The organism is Micromonospora noduli (assembly GCF_003264365.1).
Taxonomy (GTDB): Bacteria; Actinomycetota; Actinomycetes; order Mycobacteriales; family Micromonosporaceae; genus Micromonospora; species Micromonospora noduli.
Genome location: NZ_PYAK01000036.1, coordinates 12,928 through 34,185, shown reverse-complemented (window position 1 = coordinate 34,185; position 21,258 = coordinate 12,928). Strand labels below are relative to the sequence as shown.

At 68.9% G+C, this 21,258-nt stretch carries 9 protein-coding genes; 6 read left to right on the top strand and 3 right to left on the bottom strand.

Annotated features, from left to right (window positions below):
• The first annotated feature begins 107 nt into the window (after positions 1-107).
• Positions 108-2,348 (top strand): alpha-1,4-glucan--maltose-1-phosphate maltosyltransferase, encoded by a 2,241-nt coding sequence (locus GUI43_RS23200; protein ID WP_112699779.1) that lies wholly within the window; start codon positions 108-110, stop codon positions 2,346-2,348.
• Positions 2,336-4,438, top strand: a complete 2,103-nt coding sequence (gene glgB / locus GUI43_RS23195) for a 1,4-alpha-glucan branching protein GlgB (RefSeq protein WP_112699778.1) — start codon at positions 2,336-2,338, stop codon at positions 4,436-4,438. Before GUI43_RS23200 ends, glgB begins: the two co-directional genes overlap by 13 nt.
• 289 nt (positions 4,439-4,727) lie before the next feature.
• On the opposite strand, the gene GUI43_RS23190 is transcribed toward glgB, so the two are convergent.
• Both GUI43_RS23190 and GUI43_RS23185 read right to left on the bottom strand, forming a co-directional pair.
• A complete protein-coding gene (locus GUI43_RS23190; RefSeq protein WP_112699777.1) occupies positions 4,728-5,195 on the bottom strand; it encodes a PH domain-containing protein in 468 nt (155 codons plus the stop codon).
• 134 nt (positions 5,196-5,329) lie between these two features.
• Positions 5,330-11,692, bottom strand: coding sequence for an RHS repeat domain-containing protein (locus GUI43_RS23185; protein WP_249037829.1), 6,363 nt, complete (start codon positions 11,690-11,692; stop codon positions 5,330-5,332).
• Positions 11,693-12,073: 381 nt separating this feature from the next.
• Here GUI43_RS23185 and GUI43_RS23180 point away from each other — a divergent pair, with 381 nt between their 5' ends.
• The gene (locus tag GUI43_RS23180) at positions 12,074-16,525 is read left to right on the top strand and encodes a LamG-like jellyroll fold domain-containing protein (protein WP_146765948.1); all 4,452 of its coding nucleotides are present in this window, start codon (positions 12,074-12,076) and stop codon (positions 16,523-16,525) included.
• Positions 16,526-16,620: 95 nt separating this feature from the next.
• Here the strand turns inward: GUI43_RS23180 and GUI43_RS23175 are convergent, their stop codons facing one another.
• Entirely contained in the window at positions 16,621-17,661 is a 1,041-nt protein-coding gene (locus GUI43_RS23175; RefSeq protein ID WP_112585653.1) for an App1 family protein phosphatidate phosphatase, read from the bottom strand.
• A gap of 174 nt (positions 17,662-17,835) precedes the next feature.
• Here GUI43_RS23175 and GUI43_RS23170 point away from each other — a divergent pair, with 174 nt between their 5' ends.
• The 3 genes from GUI43_RS23170 to GUI43_RS23160 all read left to right on the top strand — a co-directional run bounded on the left by GUI43_RS23170 (position 17,836) and on the right by GUI43_RS23160 (position 21,171).
• The gene (locus tag GUI43_RS23170; RefSeq protein WP_112699775.1) at positions 17,836-19,455 is read left to right on the top strand and encodes an ArnT family glycosyltransferase; all 1,620 of its coding nucleotides are present in this window, start codon (positions 17,836-17,838) and stop codon (positions 19,453-19,455) included.
• Between the two features lie 65 nt (positions 19,456-19,520).
• Positions 19,521-20,318, top strand: coding sequence for a peroxide stress protein YaaA (yaaA, locus tag GUI43_RS23165; RefSeq protein WP_112699774.1), 798 nt, complete (start codon positions 19,521-19,523; stop codon positions 20,316-20,318).
• A gap of 106 nt (positions 20,319-20,424) precedes the next feature.
• Complete coding sequence (locus GUI43_RS23160) at positions 20,425-21,171, top strand: hypothetical protein (RefSeq protein WP_249037828.1); 747 nt, start codon at positions 20,425-20,427, stop codon at positions 21,169-21,171.
• Positions 21,172-21,258 lie beyond the last annotated feature (87 nt).

The following is a 21,258-nucleotide window of genomic DNA, read 5'->3' as shown; positions in this document are numbered from 1 at the left end:
GAAAACCGCCGCATCCGGGTCGCCTCGACACCGCGCTTTCCTGGAACCGGTGTGGATCTTGACGGCTTGGCCGCGCGCGAACGGATCTCGCGCAGTAGGTTGGCGGGGTGACTGGACGGTTCCCGATCGAAGACGTCTCCCCCGTCGTCTCGTGCGGGCGATACCCGGCCAAGGCGGTGGTCGACGAGCCCGTTCCGGTGTCGGCGCGCGCCTACCGGGAGGGGCACGACGCGCTGGGCTGCAACGTGGTGTGGGCTGGGCCGGACGGCGCGAGCCGGCCGTTCACCCGGATGCGCCCCGGCGAGCCCGGCCAGGACCGCTGGCACGCCACCATCGCACCGGACGCCGTCGGCTCGTGGACCTTCTCCGTGGAGGCGTTCCAGGACCCGTACCTGACCTGGCAGAACGCGGTGACCAAGAAGATCGCCGCCGGGCAGGGGCCGGAGGACCTGGCCAACGACCTGGCCGAGGGCGCGCGGGTGCTCGCCGCCGCCCGGGGTCTCGTGCCGACCGCCGACCGGCCCCGGGTCGCCGACGCCCTCACCGCGCTGGTCGACACCGACCTGCCACTGGCGCAGCGGGTCGACCCGGCGCTGGGCCTGGCCGACCTGCTCTGGGAGCACCCGGTCCGGGAGCTGGTCACCGTCGGTGACACGTACTCGATCTGGGTTGACCGCAAGCGGGCGCTCTACTCGGCCTGGTACGAGTTCTTCCCCCGCTCCGAAGGGGCGGTGGGCGGGCGGTCCGGCACCTTCGCGACCGCCACCGAGCGGCTGCCGGGGGTGGCCGCGATGGGCTTCGACGTGCTCTACCTGCCGCCGATCCACCCGATCGGCCGGGTCAACCGCAAGGGCCCGAACAACGCGCTCACCGCCGGGCCGACCGACGTGGGCTCGCCGTGGGCGATCGGCGCCGCCGAGGGCGGCCACGACGCGATCCACCCCGATCTGGGTACGCAGGCGGACTTCCGGGCCTTCATCCAGGCGGCGGCGGCACAAGGCCTGGAAGTGGCGATGGACCTGGCGTTGCAGTGCGCGCCGGACCACCCGTGGGTCACCGAGCACCCGGAGTGGTTCACCACCCGGGCCGACGGCAGCATCGCGTACGCGGAGAACCCGCCGAAGAAGTACCAGGACATCTACCCGGTCAACTTCGACAACGACCCGGAGGGCATCCGGGCCGAGGTGCTGCGGGTGGTGCTGCACTGGGTCGGCGAGGGCATCCGGATCTTCCGGGTGGACAACCCGCACACCAAGCCGTTCGACTTCTGGCACTGGCTGATCGCCGAGGTGAAGGCGGTCGACCCGGACGTGCTGTTCCTGGCCGAGGCGTTCACCCGGCCGGCCATCATGCACGGCCTCGGCAAGATCGGCTTCACGCAGTCGTACACCTATTTCACCTGGCGCACGACGGCGGCCGAGATGCGGGCGTACTGCGAGGAGCTGATCGAGGCGGCCGACTACATGCGGCCGAACTTCTGGCCGAACACGCCGGACATCCTGCACGAGTCGTTGCAGCACGGCGGCCCGCCGATGTTCAAGATCCGGGCGGTGCTGGCCGCGCTGCTCTCCCCCTCCTGGGGCCTGTACGCCGGTTACGAGCTGTTCGAGCACGTGGCCCGACCGGGCGCCGAGGAGTACCTGGACAACGAGAAGTACGAGCTGCGACCCCGGGACTGGGCCGGTGCCGAGGCGCAGGGCCGCTCGCTGGCGCCGTTCCTGGCCACCCTCAACCGGGTACGCCAGCACAACCCGGCCCTGCATCAGCTCCGCAACCTGCGCTTCCACGAGATCGACAACCCGGCGCTGCTCTGTTGGTCCAAGCACGATCCGGAGACCGGCAACACGGTCATCGTGATCTGCTCTTTCGACTCGCGCGAGGTGCAGTGGGGCAACACCACCCTCGACATGCCGGCGCTCGGCTTCGACTGGCACGAACGGTTCACTGTGTACGACGAGCTGACCGGCACCAGTTACGACTGGGGTCAGCGCAACGCGGTACGGCTCGACCCGTACCTGCAACCCGCGCACGTGTTGACAGTGCGTCGCCCGACCCCGCCGACCGTGCCGCTGCCGGCGGGCGCCGAGCCGGCCGACCTCAGCGTCGCCGAGGTGCCCGACGACCTCTCCGGCGGCACCGCACCGACAGCCCCCGCACCGACAGCCCCCGTCCCGACACCTCCTGCGCCGACACCTCCTGCTCCGGCGCCTCCCGCGTCGACAGCTCCCGTTCCGACTCCGCCCCGCCGGTCGGGCCCGGTTCCGACCCCGCCGCGCCGAGCGGCCACCCGCCCGTCCGCCCCCGTACCGACCGACGCCGCTCCGAAGGACGCCCGATGGACCAGCTGATCTCCGGCGCGACGCACGACCCGCACGCGGTGCTCGGCGCGCACCCCGCCGACTCCTCGACGACGATCCGCACGATGCGCCGGGGCGCCGCCGACGTGGCGCTGCTCGTCGGCGACGAACGGCACCCGATGAAGCGGGTGCACGACGTGGGCGTCTTCGAGGCGCAGGTCGACGGCACCGTGCTCGACTACCGGGTGGAGGTCGACGGCACCACCCACGACGACCCGTACCGCTACCCGCCGACCCTCGGTGAGCTGGACCTGCACCTGATCCGCGAGGGCCGGCACGAGCGACTGTGGGAGGCGCTCGGCGCCCGGGTCTTCGACGAGGGCGTGGCGTTCAGTGTCTGGGCGCCCAACGCCGGTGGGGTGCGGGTGATCGGCGACTTCACCGGCTGGGGCCCCGACGACGGCTGGCCCATGCGGTCACTCGGCTCCAGCGGGGTGTGGGAGCTGTTCGTCCCCAACGCCCGGGCCGGGGCCCGCTACAAGTACCGGGTGCTGGGCGCCGACGGGCAGTGGCGGGACAAGGCCGACCCCCTCGCCGCGTACGCCGAGGTGCCGCCGGCCACCGCCTCGGTGGTGCACCACTCGACGTACCGGTGGGACGACGCGGACTGGCTGGCCCGGCGCGCCGAACGGCAGCCGCACCAGGAACCGATGAGCGTCTACGAGGTGCACCTCGGTTCGTGGCGACCCGGGCTGGGCTACCGCGAACTGGCCGAACAACTCACCGCGTACGTCACCGAGCTGGGCTTCACGCACGTGGAGTTCCTCCCGGTGATGGAGCACCCGTTCGGCGGCTCCTGGGGCTACCAGGTGACCGGCTACTACGCGCCGACCTCCCGGTTCGGCGACCCGGACGAGTTCCGCCACCTCGTCGACCGGCTGCACGCCGCCGGCATCGGCGTACTCCTGGACTGGGTGCCCGCGCACTTCCCGAAGGACGAGTGGGCGCTGGCCCGGTTCGACGGCACCCCGCTCTACGAGCACCCCGACCCGCGGCGCGGCGAGCACCCCGACTGGGGCACGTACGTCTTCGACTTCGGTCGCAACGAGGTGCGCAACTTCCTGGTCGCCAACGCGCTCTACTGGTGCGACCAGTTCCACGTCGACGGGCTGCGGGTCGACGCGGTCGCCTCGATGCTCTACCTGGACTACTCCCGCAACCAGGGCGAGTGGGCCCCGAACAAGTACGGCGGCCGGGAGAACCTGGAGGCCATCGCGCTCATGCAGGAGGTGAACGCGACCGTCTACAAGCACCACGCCGGCGTCGTCATGATCGCCGAGGAGTCGACCGCCTGGCCGGGCGTCACCCGCCCCACCGCCGACGGCGGGCTGGGCTTCGGGTTCAAGTGGAACATGGGCTGGATGCACGACACCCTGCTCTACACCTCGAAGGACCCGATCTACCGCCAGCACCACCACCACCAGCTCACCTTCTCCCTGGCGTACGCCTGGAGCGAGAACTACGTGCTGCCGATCAGCCACGACGAGGTGGTGCACGGCAAGGGCTCACTGGCCGGCAAGATGCCCGGTGACACCTGGCAGCGGTTGGCGAACGTGCGGGCGCTGCTGGCGTACATGTGGGCGCACCCCGGCAAGCAGTTGCTCTTCATGGGCTCCGAACTGGCCGACGACCGGGAGTGGAGCGAGGAGCGCGGCCTCGACTGGTACCTGCTGCACGACCCGGCCCGTGCTGGCGTGCAACGACTCGTCGGTGACCTCAACCGGGTCTACCGGGACACTCCGGCGCTCTGGGCACAGGACACCGAGCCGGCCGGGTTCCGCTGGATCGCCGGTGACGACGTCGCCAACAACACCGTGTCGTTCGTCCGGATCGCCCCGGACGGCTCGACGCTGGTGTGCGTGGCGAACTTCTCCGCCCAGCCGCTGCACGACTACCGGATCGGCCTGCCGGCCGGCGGGACGTGGACCGAGGTGCTCAACACCGACGCCCACCACTACGGCGGGTCCGGGGTGGGCAACATGGGTGCGGTGCACGCCGAGGACGTGCCGTGGCACGGGATGGTCGCCTCGGCGGCCCTCCAGGTGCCGCCGCTGGGCGCGGTCTGGCTCCGGCAGAGCTAATCACCAGCACTACGCCTGCCATGTGCATTTTCGCTGCGCTGGCAGCCGTCGGCCCCGATCGGAACGGGCGGTCCGCCACTATCGACCCGGCGGGCCGCCTCTTTTTAATGCGTCAACCTGCGCAGCCAAAGACGCAGACTGACTCTGCGGATATTTGACTTTTGGTCAACCTCTCTTCTGGATGCGCGCCCGCCGCCCCCAAAGCGTAGAGATTGGCGCGCCTCGCGCCTGACATGCCGCAACCGACGCCAACAATCGACGGAGGGAAGCTAGCACAGAACTGCGGTAGTCACACCGATCGGGGATCCTGACTGCTCCGCCAGGTCTTCAGGTGCTCATTCAGGCCAGCCACGGCCTGTCGCCCAGGCGAGTCATTGGGCCGGAAGAGTCCGTATCCGCCGAGGGCATTCAGCTCGACGACCGTTTCCTTGCCACCCTTGCCTCGTCGTCGTATCACCGGCCCCGACAGGCTTGCGGAACCTTCGCCGCCCGCCATTTCGATCCCGAGGATCTCACCCCACCCAACCGTCCTGGTGCGGGTGAACTCTCGCACCACGACACCCTGGGGCTTGGCGTAGACGCCAAGAGTTGGTGCCCGGAAAGCTCCGATCCAGCATAGGAGCCCACCGACCCCAAAGCCGGCTGCCGCAACCATGTTCTTCTCGGAGATCGCGACACCAGTGACGATGATTGCCATCACCAGCATGACGATCAGCAGCGTGATGTTCCAGAACCATGACCGCCAGGCTGTTCTCATGTCGACCCTCCCGCGTCCTGACCATCGCCCCCAACGAACCGGTGGGAGCGCACCGCCGAGATCATAGTGCGCTCCCACCGGTGCGTGATCACACCCGTGCGGACTTCACGAAGCCCTTCCCCGTAGAGCCCATGTCAGCATGCCTGCTGCACGAAACACTTGTTCACTCCGAAAGCAGGACCGGACCATGCCATCGATTTGGCAATCGTCGGCCCCAAGCTCCACGGCATCTTCATCGAGGTCGCGGCATTCCAGCCCTCAGTCGAAACTTTTTGGTAGGCAGCGTTGTTGGACGGCGAGATGAATTTTGGCAGCGGCACCAGCGGGACCCCCTTGACACCGCCGACCTTTCCGTACTGCGCCATCCGGAAGGCACCGCCAATACCGAGGGTTCCTGCTGTCAAAACGCCATCAACCATAATCCTTTCCTTGTTTTCTTCCCATCCGCCGCCCTCACTGATTGCCTGCTGGGTACGCACGCCGTAGGCAAGTGCCTGGAGTCCGGCGCACGCCGCCAGCCCAACAGCTGGGACGAAGCATCCGGCGGTTGCCGCTAACGTCACGAGCATTCCCCGGTTGTCCTTCACCCATTCGGACGTCGCGTCCCATGCCTGCCCGGTCACACGGCTGACGGTGTCAATGGCCTGGCGTGTATCGTTCACCGCCGCCTTGGCCCGGTCGCACAGGGAGGAGAGGAACCCGCACTTTTTCGGCTTCGGCGTGTGCCGCGGCGGCGGCACGTACTTTCCGCGCTTCTGCTTGGTGCTGGTTAGCTTGTTCTTCTTGCCATAGGTCACGTTGTCGGTGGAGCCGCATCCATCCGGGCAGCCCTTCTTGACGTCGTAGCCGTAGCAGTCGAAGTACTTGCAGTCATCAGGGATCATCCCGGTGGGATCGCTGGACGTCACCGGGGTGTTGTTGGCGTAGGAGTAACCGTTCCATTGCTGCGGCTGGGTGGCATCTTGGAGTGGGTCGATGGAGATGAATCGGCCCGCGAGCGGGTCGTAGGAACGGGCGCCCACGGTGGTGAGTCCGGTCGGGCTCATGGGCTTATCGAGGAAGCCGTGGTTGTCGGGTGCGGTGATGGTGGCGCCTCGAGGTGCGCCGTAGGGGGTGTACTGCCGCCACGTCGGGTTTTGGGCGGTGCTGTCGAGGTAGAGGGTCGGGGTGCCCTGGTGGTCGTCGATGGCGAAGGTGTAAGCCGTACCGCTACCGGTGCGGATGGAGGTGCCGCCGCCGGGAAGGGCGTAGTAGCGGCTGCCCGTGACAACGCTGGTGGTGGTGTTGAGGGTGAGTTGCTGCCCGGGCAGGTAGAGGGTGTTCTTGCCGGGTTCCTTCTGCAGCAACAGGTTGCCGTCGGCGTCATAGATGAAGGTGTTGGTCCCGCTGGTGCCGCCGGTGACCGTGCCGAGTTTGCCGGCGTCGTCCCAGGTGAGGGTTTGGTTCCCCTGGGCGGCGTTGCGGCCGGTGGTGTTGCCGGCGTTGTCGTAGGTATACGACGTGGTACCGGTTGCGCCGCCGGTCTTGGTGGTGGAGGTCAGGGTGTGCGGCTTGTTCTGACCATTGCCGTTGTAGGCGTAGGTGGTGGTCGTGTCGGTGCCGCCGGTCAGGTTGTGCTCGACCTGCTTGGTGCGGTTGCCGATGGGGTCGATCTGCCAGCTGGTCCAGTAGGCGCTACCCGCGCCGATGGCGTTGCCGACCATGGACTTGTTGGTGTCGGTGGGTGTGGTGGCGCAGGCGTCGGTGCCGGTCCACGCTTCGGTGAGTCTGGCCAGACCGTCGTAGCCGTAGCACTGCGTCTCCGCCGGGGTGGTGGTGCCCAACCGCTTGCTGATCTTGCGGGTGATGTTCCCGACCAGGTCGTACCTGTACTCCTGCTCATCCACAGTCGTCGGGGTCGTCGTGGAGCGGGTGACGAGTTGGTTGGTCAACCGGGCGGTGTGCGGGTCGTACGTGTTGGTGACGAAGGCATGGCTGCTCGCCGAGCCGATCTTCTGCTGGTCCACTCGGCCGTAGGCGTCGTAGCTGACGCTCTGGCTGTAACCGGCGAGACCGCCGAGGGTGGTGGGCAGGTCCAGCACACCGGTGTAGCCGTGCAGAACGGTCTCTGACGGCAGGCTGCCCTTGGCCGGGTAGGTGTCGGTCAGGGGCAGGCCCAGCACCGAGGTGTAGGTGTGCCCGAACGCGTACGACCCGCCGAGGGCGCCTTCGGTGTCGGGGATGGTGACCGTCGTGCCGAGGGAGCCGCCGAAGACGTTGAACGCCTTCTGCTGGGTGACGTACGCCTGCCCACCACGGTAGGCGGTCGTGGTGGTCAGCTTCCCTAGCGCGTTGGTGACCCCCGCGACGCTGTTGCTGTTGTCGTACACCCAGGTCGCCCGCCGGTTCGCCGTCGACTGGTTCGCCACCGTCGCCGCGAACTCGCCGGTCTTGCGGTCGAGGGAGTCGTAGGTGAACGACAGGGTCTTGCCGCGCCCGTCGGTGGACTGCTCGAGGTTGCCGTTGGCGTCGTAGCTCATGCTGCTGTTGCCGGCATCCGGGTCGACCTTGCTAACGACCTGGCCGAGCAGGTTGTAGGTCGAGGTCCACACGTTGTTGCTGGCGTCGGTGAGCGTCGACTGGTTCCCGTGCTCGTCGTAGCCGTACTTGCTGACCGTCGCGGTACCACCGGTGACGGTGAACATCCCGGTGAACGTGTCCGCCGGCGTCGTCACCGTCGGACGAGCGCTGTACTCGTGCAGTTCCTTCTTGCGACCGATGGGGTCGGTGAGGGTGGCGGAGACGACCCCGCCGGTAGGCGGAACAACGGTCGTGCGGTCACCGGCGTACACGGTGGTCGTCGTCGAGACGGTCACGCCGTTCTTCGCGTTGGTGACGACGACCGCCCTGCCCAGGCCGTCGTAGGTGGTGAGGGTCTGGTTCGGCACCTGCTTGCCCAGGTTCGCAGCCGATACCGGAGTGCTGACGGTCGGCAACGACCCGTCATCCCACCAGCCGTTGTACGACGCGCGAGTCCCACCACGAGTGTCGTAGAACGTGTCCGTGATCATCCGGCCACCCGCCGGGGTGATCGACTGGGTCTGCCGCGTGCGCAGCAGCGCGTCGTAGATGGTGACGGACGTCTGATAGCCGTTGGAGTTGTTGAGCGTTTGCGTGGTGGTAGCGGATACGCCCGTCTTCGAGACGGTATAGGTGAACTTGTGGTTCGCCGCGACGCTGGTGGCGCGCGAGTTCAACCACACCGACGTCGCCCGGCCGAGCGCGTCGTACTGCTGGGTGGTGACGATGTCGTTGGCGTCGGTGCTGACCAGCGACATCCCGCGCTTCGTGTCGAGCGTGGCGGAGCTACCGTGTCCCGCGGCGTTGGTGCTGGAGGTCGCGGTGACCAGTTTGACGGCGTTCATGGTGTAGCCGCTGGTGGTCTTGTTGCCCTTGGCGTCGTACGAGTCGGTGACCCGGCCGTAGCTGTCGTAGGTCGACCGTCCGGTGGTCTGCCAGGCGTACGCCCCGCTGGTGTGGTCCTTGGCGACCTGGGTCATCGTGACGTTGCCCTTGGACGGGGCCGCCGCCTGCGGGAACGTGGTGGAGAAGTCCGTCACGTCGTAGAAGCTGCGTTCGGCCTTCACCACCTGGGCGGGTCGGTTGACGCTGCCCGGGGCGGTGAGGGTGTTGACGCTGCCGGGCACGGAGGCGGGGCTGCCCTGGGTGAACCCGCCGCAGGCCACGGAGACGGTTTCGGTCTGGCTGACCAGCCCGGCGAGGTTCTTGGTGGTGTTGGCCGGGGCGTAGGTGTAGGTGGTGCACTGGTTGTACGCCGCGTCGACCGGCACCGTGTAGGTGTAGGTGTTCTTCAGCTCACCGAAGGTGGGGCTGGCGGTGTTCGCGTCGTAGCTGCTGTCCGTGGCGGTGTTGCGCCACGCCACCGATCCGCTGCTCGTGACGGCCTGGCGGGTGTACGTCTTGACGGGTGCGACCCACTGCGCCGTCAACGCCGACAAACCACTTCTGCTGCGGGTGGCGGTCGCTGCGGACACCCAGTAGGAGGTGATGGTGGAGGAGTCGACGCGGCCGCCTTCGCCGAGGTACTGGGCGCTCTCCAGTTCCTTGCCGGCGAGTTCGTCGATGTCCTCGTGCAGGCCACCAGCGGAGTCGGTCAGGTTCACCACGGTCGAGTTGTTGTTCTTCGACATGCCGCGGTAGTAAGCGGTTTCGGTCTGGGTGCGGCGGTCGTTGACGCCGTCGCCGGTGAAGGTCTGCACCTTGGCGTAGCCGCGGAACTGGCCGTAGCTGCGGTACTTGGTCTTGACGACCTCGTTCTCGTCGAAGTGCCAGGCCGCGCCGCCCAGGTACTTGTAGCTGGTCGACAGGGCCGCGGCGCCGCCGGTGGGGTCGGTGGAGGTGACCCGGGTGACGGCGTACTTGTTGAACCAGTCTTTGGCCGGGGCCGTGTAACCATCCGGGGTCCAGTACACCGGATAGCAGGACTTCGTGTTCGCCGCCGGGTCGGTGGTAACCGGGGCGGTGCACGGCACCGGCAACTCGTAGCTGGGACTGATCACTGATCCGGTCTCGGTGGTGATCGTCGCGATGCGCTGCCGGTAGAACGACGGCAACCCACCGGCGGTGTCGACCCGGTTGGGCAACTTGATACCGGTGAACGACACCGATGGCAACGTGATCGCCGCCGTCGACCCACCCGCGCTGGTGTCATGACCCGTACGGACGACCCCGGTCAGCCACAACGTCGGCGACGTGCCGTCACCGGTGGCCGGCATGCTCTGCGACAGGGCGTACGAGTCGACCTTCTCGTAGGTCGAGGTCGCCGTGTTGTACTGCCTCGCCTCGATCGACGTCAACCGGACAGTGGAGAAGAACGACGGGCTCCAGTCGTCACAATCAGCCCCTGAGGCGCAGATCAGGTCGAACGGCACGTCCGGCCAGTTCGCCTTGTTCGCCGCGTTCAACGGCTGACACGCCCCCGACAGACATCGGTCACCGGTGTTGAACACCACCTGGTTCGCCACCGTGCCGTACGCGCCGCCGCCGGCGAACCCGTAATCAATACGCGCCAGGTTGCTGTCGCGAATGTAGGACACATCCGAGGCGCCCTTGTTGCGGCCGTAGAAGTTCGTGGCCTGGTTGTAGTAGTACGCCATCGCGTTACCGTTGGTGTCGGTGACGTAGTCCAGGTTCCACCGGTACGCCATCGTGCACACCGACGAGGAGAACCCCGCCGAGTTGTAGCACGGGTCCCCCGAGTGCGGCGAATACACCGGCGTGTGGTCCACCGACTTCGTCTCCGCCTTACCCGACGTCCACCCCGGCAACCGGTTACGGCCAAACTCGTAACTGGTGCCGTCGCGCAGCGTCACCTGCCAATAATCAGTGTTGTACGTGCCCGAGCCGTTGTTCGCGTTCTTATGGTGGGTGACGACCTCACCGTTGTCCGACTCCGGCTTCCACACCTCTTTCGCGGCATCCCACACCAAAGCCGTCGAGGAGCCATTCAACGACAACGTCAACAACGGGCCGTCATAACAGCGGTCCGGCGTCTTCACCGGCGACGCGCTACCACCCGGCTCGTCCATGCACGACGCGAACGACTGCTCCACGTACGAGCGCGGCGTGGACCATCCGTCACCCACCCACGACGCCTGCGCGTTCGTCGACGCCGTCTGCCCGTCCACACTGCCCGAGTCATACGACAACGCCACCGTCGGCACCAGATCCGACGCCGCCGGCGGCACCGTGACCGGATACGAATACGTAAATGAACCCGTACTCCCACCACCGGTCCACGAGCCCGACGGCTTCAAATCCGTGGCCGCGTACGTGCCGCCCTTGCCGCCCTCTTCACCAGCCGCGGCAACCGCCGCCAGCACCGTCACGCCACCCGCAGCCCGAGCGCCCGCATTCGCCGCCAGCGGCACCTCGGCCGACACCGACCTCGCCCCGGCATCATTCGTCGACGCCAACGGCTGACCCGTCCGACACTCGCTGCGCGTTGGTGTCGTGAGCGCACACGCCGGCAACCGGACCAACCGCAACCGTGACCCGTAGTTACCGCCAAACGCCTCCGCGAACCCCGCGTAATCCACGCCGACCCGCACCGCACCGGAGCGGACGTCCGAGTCGACAGAGAGCAGCACGCCATCCACCCCGGCGGCCTCGGTGGCCTTACGGTCGGCGACCTTCACGTCCAGGCGCCACGCACCGACCGACTCGCCGGTCTTTGCCGCCACCGACTCGGCCCACACCGGCGTACCAACGGCACGCACCCGCGCCGGCGACGCCGCCCGCGCACCGGCCGGAACCGCCGCCAACTCCATCCGCGCCGAGGCAGCCTTCGGCCACACCGTCCGTGTCGACTTGAACGTCGACTTCGCGTCGTCCGGCGGCGTCACGAACTTGGTCGGCAGCGGCTTCACACCCTTGACCGACTGCCCCGGCGACGTCGCCGGCGCCTTCGCCAACTCCGTTTCCTTGGGCTTCGCCACGGCAGGCGCACCCGACAGCAGACTGGCGGCGAGCGACGCGGCCGCGACAACCGCAACCAGACGTCTGGGACGTGTGAGCAGACGTAATCCCCCGCGGACGGCCATGCGTACCTCAACTCAGCGAGATGGAATGGAGGCCACGCAGAGTGATCGATCATGCACCCCCGTGGCGCGAACAATGTTTCATGTTCAACCACCCAAGGAGGTCACGGAACCATAACGATGATCAGCTTCCGATGCCATCAAACCCCTCTCACTGAGTGCTAAAAGGACAGCAGGTAGTGACCGAAGACGTTTCCCGCAGGACGGCCTGGCTGCTTCACTGTGGCCGCTCGATCGGACGCGCCTACACGTGCACATCACCCACGGGGAGCACTACACATGGTCAAGAGACGACCGCGCCTACGCGCCGTCGCGTCGGGTGCGGTGGCCGCTGTCGCCATCGCCACGACCGCGGTGCCGCTCGCGCTGCCAGCCGCCGCCGCTGCTCCGGCAAAACCGACACCCGCAGCTGTCACGGCAGGGCCGCTCGGGGTGGACGCGGCGCTGGCCCAGGCCAAGCGGACTGGCAAGCAGGTCGAGGTGACCGCAGCCGGCACCTCGACGGAGACCCTGACCGCCCGCCCGGACGGACAGCTCCTGCTCAGCCAGAGCGCGATGCCGGCCCGCAAGCGCGTCGGGGACACCTGGAAGCCGCTGGACCCCACCCTGGTCCGACGGGCCGACGGTGCCGTCACGGCGACCACCACCACGCATGACATCACGCTCTCCGGCGGTGGTACCGAACCGATGGCACACCTGGTCAGCGGGGACCGCTCGCTCGCACTGACGGCACCCGTCACCCTGCCCGTGCCCACGCTTGCCGGGCCGACGGCCACATATGCCGACGTACTGCCCGGCGTGGACCTGACCGCGACCGTCAACGCCCAGGGTGGCTTCTCGCACGTCTTCGTGGTCAAGGACGCGAAGGCCGCGGCGAACCCGAAGCTGGCGACGCTCGATCTCGCCACCACCGCCAAGGGATTCACGCTCGACGCCGACGCGGCGGGAAACATCAGCGGGCAGGACCGCGCCGGCGACGCGGTCATCACCGCACCCGCGCCGATCATGTGGGACTCCTCGGCGGCGACCACCAGTGGACCGACCGCTCGCAGTGGCGCCGCATCGACGAGCGCAGCTCCCGGCCGGGCGGCACGCACCGCCGCCATCGGGGTCTCCATCACCCCTGGCAAGCTCGGTCTCAAGCCCGACCGCAAGCTGCTCACCGATGCCACGACCGTCTACCCGGTCTACATCGACCCCAGCTTCAACTGGAGCTCGAACGGTCCACGGATGTCCGGCTGGGCCAGCATCTCCTACCACCACCAGTCCACCAATTACTGGAACGACACCCCCGACCCGATCGGTCGGATGCAGGTCGGTAACTCCGGTGAGCAGCGCTCGAACACTTTAATCAACTTTCCGGTGCCCTACGGCATGCTAACCGGCGCGGAGATCGCGGACGCCACGTTCAAGATCACTAACACCCGGTCGTGGAACTGCGACGACAAGACCGTCAACGTCTACGCACCCGCCGCCACGCTGACCAAGTCCAACGCCACCTGGAACTACTGGGAAGGCCAGAGCAACGGTCCCCTCGCCGCGTCGAAGAGCTTCGCCTACGGCTACAGCGGGTGCGACGCCCTAGGCGTGTCCTTCGACATCACCGGCCAGATCAAGACCGACGTCACCAACAAGCGGGCCACCCGCACCCTGCGTATGGTCGCCGCCAACGAGGCCAGCGACACCCGGAGTTGGAAAGAGTTCCTGGAAACCAGCCCCACCCTGGAGATCCGCTACAACCACAAGCCGAACAAGCCGACCGGCATGACTACGTCGCCCCGCACCGCCTGCGCCGGTGGGTCGATGATCGGCGACAACCCGGTCTACCTCTACGCCCCGGTCTCCGACCCCAACGGCGGCACTCTCGGAGTGAGCTTCAAGCTGTGGAAGACCTCCGACGCCTCGCAGACCGCCCTGGCGTCGTCCAACCCGAACCTGCTCACGTACTCGTCAGGCAGCACCGGCGTACTGATCGTGCCGGCGGCCACGTTGCGGGCCGCAGCCGGAGGCGCGGCCACCAACTTCTCCTGGAAGGTCCAGGCGACCGACTTCCGGACGCCCAGCGACTGGTCGGCGACCTGCAACTTCACGTTCGACCCCACCCGGACCGGTGCGCCGGACATCAGCCAGCCGCAGGGACTTGCCAAGATCGGCGAAGAGGTCAGATTCACCATCACGCCACCGAGCAGCGGCACCCAGCCGACCAGTTACAGCTACCAGTTGAATGGTCTGCCGCCATTCACCGTCTCTGCCTCCGCTGGCACCGCGGTGGTGACCGTGACGCCCACCCGGTTCACCAACACCCTGGCGGTCACCAGCCTTTCCGCAGGGGGGAACTTCGGCGAGACTGCCGTCGTTCCCTTCAACGCGGTTCCCGCCGACGCGACCCCAGACGCAGATCTCACCGGCGACGGCGTAGCCGACCTACTGACCGTCGGTGCCAGCAACGGGTTGCCCTCGGGTCTCTGGCTCGGCACGGGCATGAACAGCGGCGCGGTACGCACCAACGCGAACGACCTCGGCGCCCAGGGCAATGGAGTAACCGGCAATCATGATCCGTCCGACTTCGATGGCGGGCAGGCTATTTCAGGCAAGTTCTTCGGCACTGACACCCAGGACGTCCTGGTGTACTACCCAACGGGTATCAGTGCTGGCAACGCCAGCATTCTGCGAGGTAGCATCGACGGCTCTGTCATCCGGCCTGAGGACAATCAGCAGAGCCTTCCTCTTGATCAATTGCTGGATGAAAGCGGCAACATCCCATTGCAGTTGGCCAATGCGGGCGACACCCGCGGCACCGATTCCGCCTATCCGGACCTGATCGGCACCAGCGGAGACCCCGCCAGTGGCTACTTCTTGACCTACTACTCCACCGTCTTCCCCATAATCGGCGGCTACCTCGGGGCTGCTCGCACCACGGCACTCACCCCGACGGGTGCCACGGACTGGAACAACTGGACCATCGCCACCGCCCAGGTCAACGGCGGCACCTCGATGTTCCTCTGGAACAGCAACACGGGGGCCCTGCACCTCTGGACAAATCTGGCCTACAACGAGGACACCCGCCAGCTCACCTACACGCCGTACGCCCTTTCGACCAACTGGAACCGGGGTGCGGCGCTGAGCCTGCGGGCAGCCGACGTCAACTCCGACGGCACCGCCGACCTGTGGACCGTTGGTGGCAACGGCCTCACCACGGCGTACCTGGTGAGTGGCCTCGGCACCACGCCCACCATCGCCACCCAGCAGGCTCAGGGCCTGGTCACCGCCAAACACACCTGGCCGCTCAACGACGGCGGGGCGGGTGCGACGGCGGCGACCGCGGCCGACACCTCCGGCGGCAGCACCCTCACCGGCACCGGCAACGCGAAATGGCACGAGGGTGACCTCTTCAGCCCGGACCTGCGGCTCAACAGCGATGCCACCGGCACGGGCGTGGACGCCAGCGGCACCGGCAGCGTGGTCAGCGCCGCCAGTCCCGTGCTGATCGACACCACCGAGTCGTTCAGCGTCGCCGTCTGGGTGAAGCCCACCACCGCCGGCAAGATCATCCTTTCTGAGGAGGGGGCACGCTCCGCCCGCTTCATCCTCTGGCAGGAGCAGAGCGACAACACCTGGCGGTTCGGGATGGCCCGCTCCGACAGCGACGCCTGGTCGTACGACCAGGCGATCAGCGCACCAAACGCGCAGCTCGGCGTCTGGACACACCTGGTGGCCACCTACAACGCCACCACGAGCACGATGGCCCTGTACGTCAACAACAACCTCGCTGGCACGGCCCAGCACGCCGCCGCCGTCTCCTGGCCGAGCACCGGGCGCTTCGTGATCGGTCACTACCGCTACAAGGGCGCACCGAGTTCGTACTACTCCGGCCAGATCAGCAACGTGCAGCACTGGGACCGGGCCCTGAACCCGGCCGAGGCCAGCGCGCCGGGCAACTACGCCCAGATGGTCCTCGCACCCAACGTCCGCGACGTCACCGGTGACGGCCGGAGCGATATGTTGATCAAGCAGAGCAACGGCGACGTGCTGCTACGCCGTGGAACGAACCTGGACGGCACGCTGACGTTCGACGCCGGTGTGGTGGTGTGCGGTCGGTGCGGGGGCTACGACTCGTTCAACATCGCCGACGCCAACAACGACGGCAAGTTGGACCTCTTCATGCGCCAGATCAGCACCGGCGACATGTACGTCTACCCGAACACGGTCGCCAACGGCGACCCGGTCTGGGCTGTCCGCCAGCTGGTCTGTGGCGGTTGCGTCAACTTCGGCACGTCCGATCTCGCCGACGTCAACCGCGACGGGAAGGTCGACCTGTTCATCCGGGAGAACAGCACCGGGAACATGTACTACTACCCGGGCAACGGCACCCGCGGCGGGGCGGTCACCTGGGGCACTCGGGTGCTCCTCTGTGCCTCCTGCGGCGGATACGACCAGGCGAATATCGAGGATGTCAACAACGACGGCAAGCCGGACCTGTTCATGCGCAACCCCGACACGGGCGACATGTGGGTCTACCCCAACACGGTCGCCAGCGGAACCCCGGTCTGGGGCACCCGCGTGCTGGTCTGCGGCAAGTGCCGGGACTTCGACATGAGCAGTCTCGGTGACGTCACCAACGACGGGAAGGTCGACCTGGTGGTCCGTCGCAAGAGCGCAGGCACCATGACTCTCTACGCGGGAACCGGCGCCGCCGGCACCGTCACCTGGAGCATGCCCTCACTGATGTAACCCGAAGTGCCGAAACCCCCGGGCACCGCGAACTGCGGCACCCGGGGGTTTCGCCTGTGCGGGCTGAGCCACTGCGAGTGGCGCGAGGAGCGCGGTCACACCAGGCCGGCGTCGCGCAGTAGCTGCCACAGGCCGGCGCCGTCCGGGGCGGACAGCCACTTCTGCCCCACCGGTCCCGCCGACGACGAGCCCGCCGGGGCGGGCAGGCTGCCGGCCAGCACCGCCTGGGTCGGGGAAAGCCGGCGGATCGCCACCCCGGCGACGTTCTCCGGGTGGGCGGCGGCGAACTCCCGGTAAATCTCCTGGTCGTGCTGCCCGTCGTCGCCGACCAGCAGCCACTTCACGTCGGGAAACTCCTTGGCCATCCGGGCCAGGGTGACCCGCTTGTGCTCCCGCCCGCTGCGGAACCACCGGTCGGCGGTCGGACCCCAGTCGGTCAACAGCAGCGGCCCGGCCGGGTAGAGGTGCCGGGACAGAAACCGGGTCAGCGTCGGTGCCACGTTCCAGGCGCCGGTGGAGAGGTAGAAGACCGGGGCGCCGGGGTGCGCGGTGACCAGCCGCTCGTAGAGCACCGCCATACCGGGAACGGCATTACGGGCGTGCTCGTCGAGCACGAACGTGTTCCATGCGGCGAGCAGCGGCCGGGGCAGCGCGGTCACCATCACCGTGTCGTCGATGTCGGAGATGATGCCGAACTTGACCTCCGGGTCGAGGATGCGCACCGGGGCGTCGACCGGCTCCGCGTCCGGGACACTGAGCCGGACCGTACCCCAACCGGGCGGCAGGTCCGCCTCGACCAGTGTGTCGACGAAGCCGCTGCGGTCGGCCCGCGTCTCGTGCCGCACCCCGCCGGCCTCGATGGTCACGGTGACGTGCTTGTTCGGCAGCGTCGTGAAGCTGCGCCAGCCGCGGACCTTGTCCAGCCGACCTCGCTGGCGGGTGTCCGGACGGCCCAGCAGCACCCGACACATCACCCGCACCCAACCCGGCGCGCCGTAGCCGGTGTACGCGACGATGTTGACCCGCCAGCCGGTGCGCCGCAGCCGGCGCTCGACGAGCTGGTGCACGGCGTCCTCGATCCGCGCAGCCCGGTGCAGGTTCGGAACGGCCAGTTGGCCGGCGGGAGTGGGTGGCACGCGCCAACCCTGCCACACGTCGACAGCCACGGCCACGCGAGCCGACCCCGGCCGCGCGACCGCGGCCCTGCCACCGTGGAGCCGATCCAGCCCCACTCCGGCTGCGCCGATCCACCTCGGCGACCCGGCCGAACGTGAAACACTCCGGTCGGGACGACGACGGGGGCGCTGGTCGTGTCGCATCCAGAGCAGCACCGTGGGCGATGGCGCCCGCGACTCGATCGGCCGGCGCTCGTCGCGCTGCTGTTCGGGCTCGCCGGTGTCGTCTACCGGCTGGTCCTGACGCTCTTCACGGTGCCGGTGTCGAACAGCGACGAGGCGACCTTCGGCCTCGCCGCGCTGCACATCGGGCAGGGCCGGGAACACCCGGTCTTCCTCTACGGCCAGCACTACATGGGGATGTTGGAGTCGTACCTGGCCGCTCCCCTGGTGGCGGTGTTCGGGCCGAGCTGGCCGGTGCTGCGGCTGCCGATGCTCGCCCTCTACGCGGTCTTCCTCTACCTGATCCACCGGCTGACCCGCCGGCTCGGCACCCCGTGGTTCGCCGCCTTCGTGGTGGGTCTGCTCGCGCTCGGCCCGGAGCGGGTGGTGCGTGACCAGCTCACCGTTGTCGGTGGGCGGCCGGAGGTGAAGCCCTCGGTGCTCCTGATGCTGCTGATCACGGTGGGGTTGGCCGCCGGCACGGTCCACCGCCGACGGCTCGCGATCGGCCTGTTCGGTTTGCTCGTCGGGCTGTCCGTCTGGTCGGACTGGCTGATCCTGCCGTACCTCGCGGTGGCCGGGCTGGCACTGGTCTGGGCGGTGCGGCGGGAGTTGTTGGGCTGGTCCGGTCTGCTGCTGGTGGGGGGGGTGGTCGTCGGCCTGGCTCCGATGATCGTCGACAACCTGCGGGCCGGGCCCGGTGACGACTCGCTGTCGGTGTTCCGGGAGGTCAGCACCAAGGCCGGGCCGCAGCCGCCGTGGTCCGACCGGGTCCGGGGTGGCCTGCTGGAGGGCGTGCCGCTGGCGCACGGGCTCTGCCCGGTGGACGGCTGCGGACGCTGGCAACAGTGGTTCGGCGTGCTGTACCCGGTGCTGCTGCTGGTCGCCGCGGCGCTCGCGGCGCTCGCGTACCGCCGCGCCGCCGGGGCGCCGCGTGGGGAGCGGGTCGGGCCGGTCGTGCAGCTCGCGCTGATCGCCGGCGCGGCGTTGACACTGCTGTCGTACGTGCGCAGTCCGCTCGCCGCGACCAGCCCGCTGGACAACGCCCGGTACCTGTCGGTGCTGCAACTGTCCCTGCCGGCGGTGCTCTGGCCGCTCTGGGTGGCGGCGCTGACCACCTGGCGGGGCACCAGCAGCGTGCTGGGGCGGTTCACCGGCGCGCTGTCCGCCGCCGTGCTGGCCGCGCTGACCGTGACCACCCTGGTGATCACCGTGCTGTTCGCGGCCACCGGCACCGCGGCGTCGCGGACCGAGGAGCGCCAGGCCCGGGAGTTGGCCGCCGCGCTACGCGCCGACGGACCCCACGAGGTGTACGGGGACTACTGGACCTGCAACCGGTTGATCTTCAATACGGATGAGTCGGTGGTCTGCGGGGTGCTCAACGGAAACCTGTCGCCGGGCCAGAACCGCTACCGACCGTACTGGCGGCAGGTGGGGCGGGCCGAACGGCCGGGCTACGTGGTCGAGGTCGACTCGCCGATGGACCGGCGGTTGCGCCAATTGCTCGCCGACCGGGCCGACGCCGCGCTGGTGCGGGAGGTCGGCGGCTATCGCGTGTACCACCCCGACACCCCGGTGCGGCCCTGGCGGTAGGGGCTGGTCGTACGCTGGCCGGGCCGGCGCGTGGGGCGCCGCCGTTTCGCCCGTCGAGGAGACCCATGCTCATCCTGTTGCCGCCCTCGGAGGGGAAGGCCGACGCCGGCACCGGGCGGCGCTGGGCCCCGGACCGGCTCTCGCTGCCCGAGCTGAACCCGGCCCGCGAGCGGGTGCTGGACGCCCTGGTGGCGCTGAGCGCCGGTCCCGACGAGGAGGCCGCTCGGGCGGCGCTCGGCCTCAGCGAGGGCCAGCGGGGCGAGCTGCGGCGCAACGCCCGACTGCGGGAGGCCGCCACCGCACCGGCCGAGCGGCTCTACACCGGGGTGCTCTACGAGGCGTTGGACCTCGCCTCGTTGCCGGCCACGGCGCAACGGGCGGCCCGCCGGTCGATCCTGATCAGCTCCGGGTTGTGGGGCGCGGTCCGACTGGCCGACCGGATCCCGCCGTACCGCTGCCCCATCGGCGCCCGCCTGCCCGACGTCGGGGCGCTGTCGACGTACTGGCGCGGGGAACTGACGCCGGCGGTGGACGGCGCCGCCGGGCGCGGCCCGGTGCTGGACCTGCGCTCCGGCGCGTACGCCGCCACCTGGACGCCGCGCGGTGAGCTGGCCGAGCGCACTGTCACCGTGCGGGTTCTGCACGAGCGGGAGGTCGACGGCGTGCCGGTCCGCTCGGTGGTCAGCCACTTCAACAAGGCGACCAAGGGGCGTCTGGTCCGGGACCTGCTCGTCGCCGGCGCCCGACCGCGCACCGCTGCGGAACTGGTGGGCACCCTGCGGGAGTTGAAGCACACAGTGCTGGAGCAGGCCACCGCCGCGGGCCGGGTGCGCCAGGTGGATCTGGTGGTCACAGACCTGTAGCCGCACCGCAGCCGCAAGATTTGCTCAAGGCTGGGCCGGACCGGTTCCGTAACGGCGTGCCAGGGGCCACGGTAGGGCAACCCAGACTCCGACAAGGGAGCCTCCGTTGACCCACGAACCCCTAGTGCTCGACCGGCCCCACACCCCGACCATCCCGTCCCCGCTGGGCTGGCTGACACTGGGCGACGCGTTCGAGGCTGCCTGCCTGCTGCGTTGCACACCGCCACCGACCGCCGCCCGGCCCAGCGCGGTACGGGCCGAGCACACCGCCGGGGTGGAGTTCAACCGGGAGGACGCCGCGCAGCGAATGCGGCAACTGCTCAACCGGCTGGACATCCCGGTCACCCACGAGGTGGCCGTCGGCGGCCTGCGTCGCCGTTACGAGCTGCACCGGCTGTGGGTGCCCCGGGAGCACCAGGGCGCGTACACCCGAATGTTGGACGCGGGCTGGTGGCAGGGGCGACGCGAGCTGCTCGGCGGGCCGCTGCCCGGCGCCTCACCGGCCCGCCGACGGTTGGTGACCCGCCTGGCGGAAGCAGCCTGGCGCTCGGCGTTGCTGGCCGCCGGGCGGCACGTCCGCCGGCACATCCTCGGCGTCCGGCTCACCGACCGGGAGCTGGCCGCGGTGCTGATCCGGGGCGCGGCCGTGCTCGACGTGCCGGCCCGGCTCCGCCCCGGCACCGGTTGCTTCCTGGTCAGCGTGGCCGACGGCCCGGACCGGCAGCGCATCCTGCGCAGTGCGGCGTTGGAGCCGGCGCGCGGCCCGATCGCGGAACCCGGGACGGCGCCCGGGGTGACCCCGGCGTCGGCACGGGACGCGGGCGTGGCGCCGGCAGGTCGGGCGGCCTGCTGATCGGGTTCCGACCGTCCGGCACGTCGCCAACCCGGGCTTGCGCGCACCCGCCCGACGGCGCACAGTGCACCGCGTGAGTCGTACCTC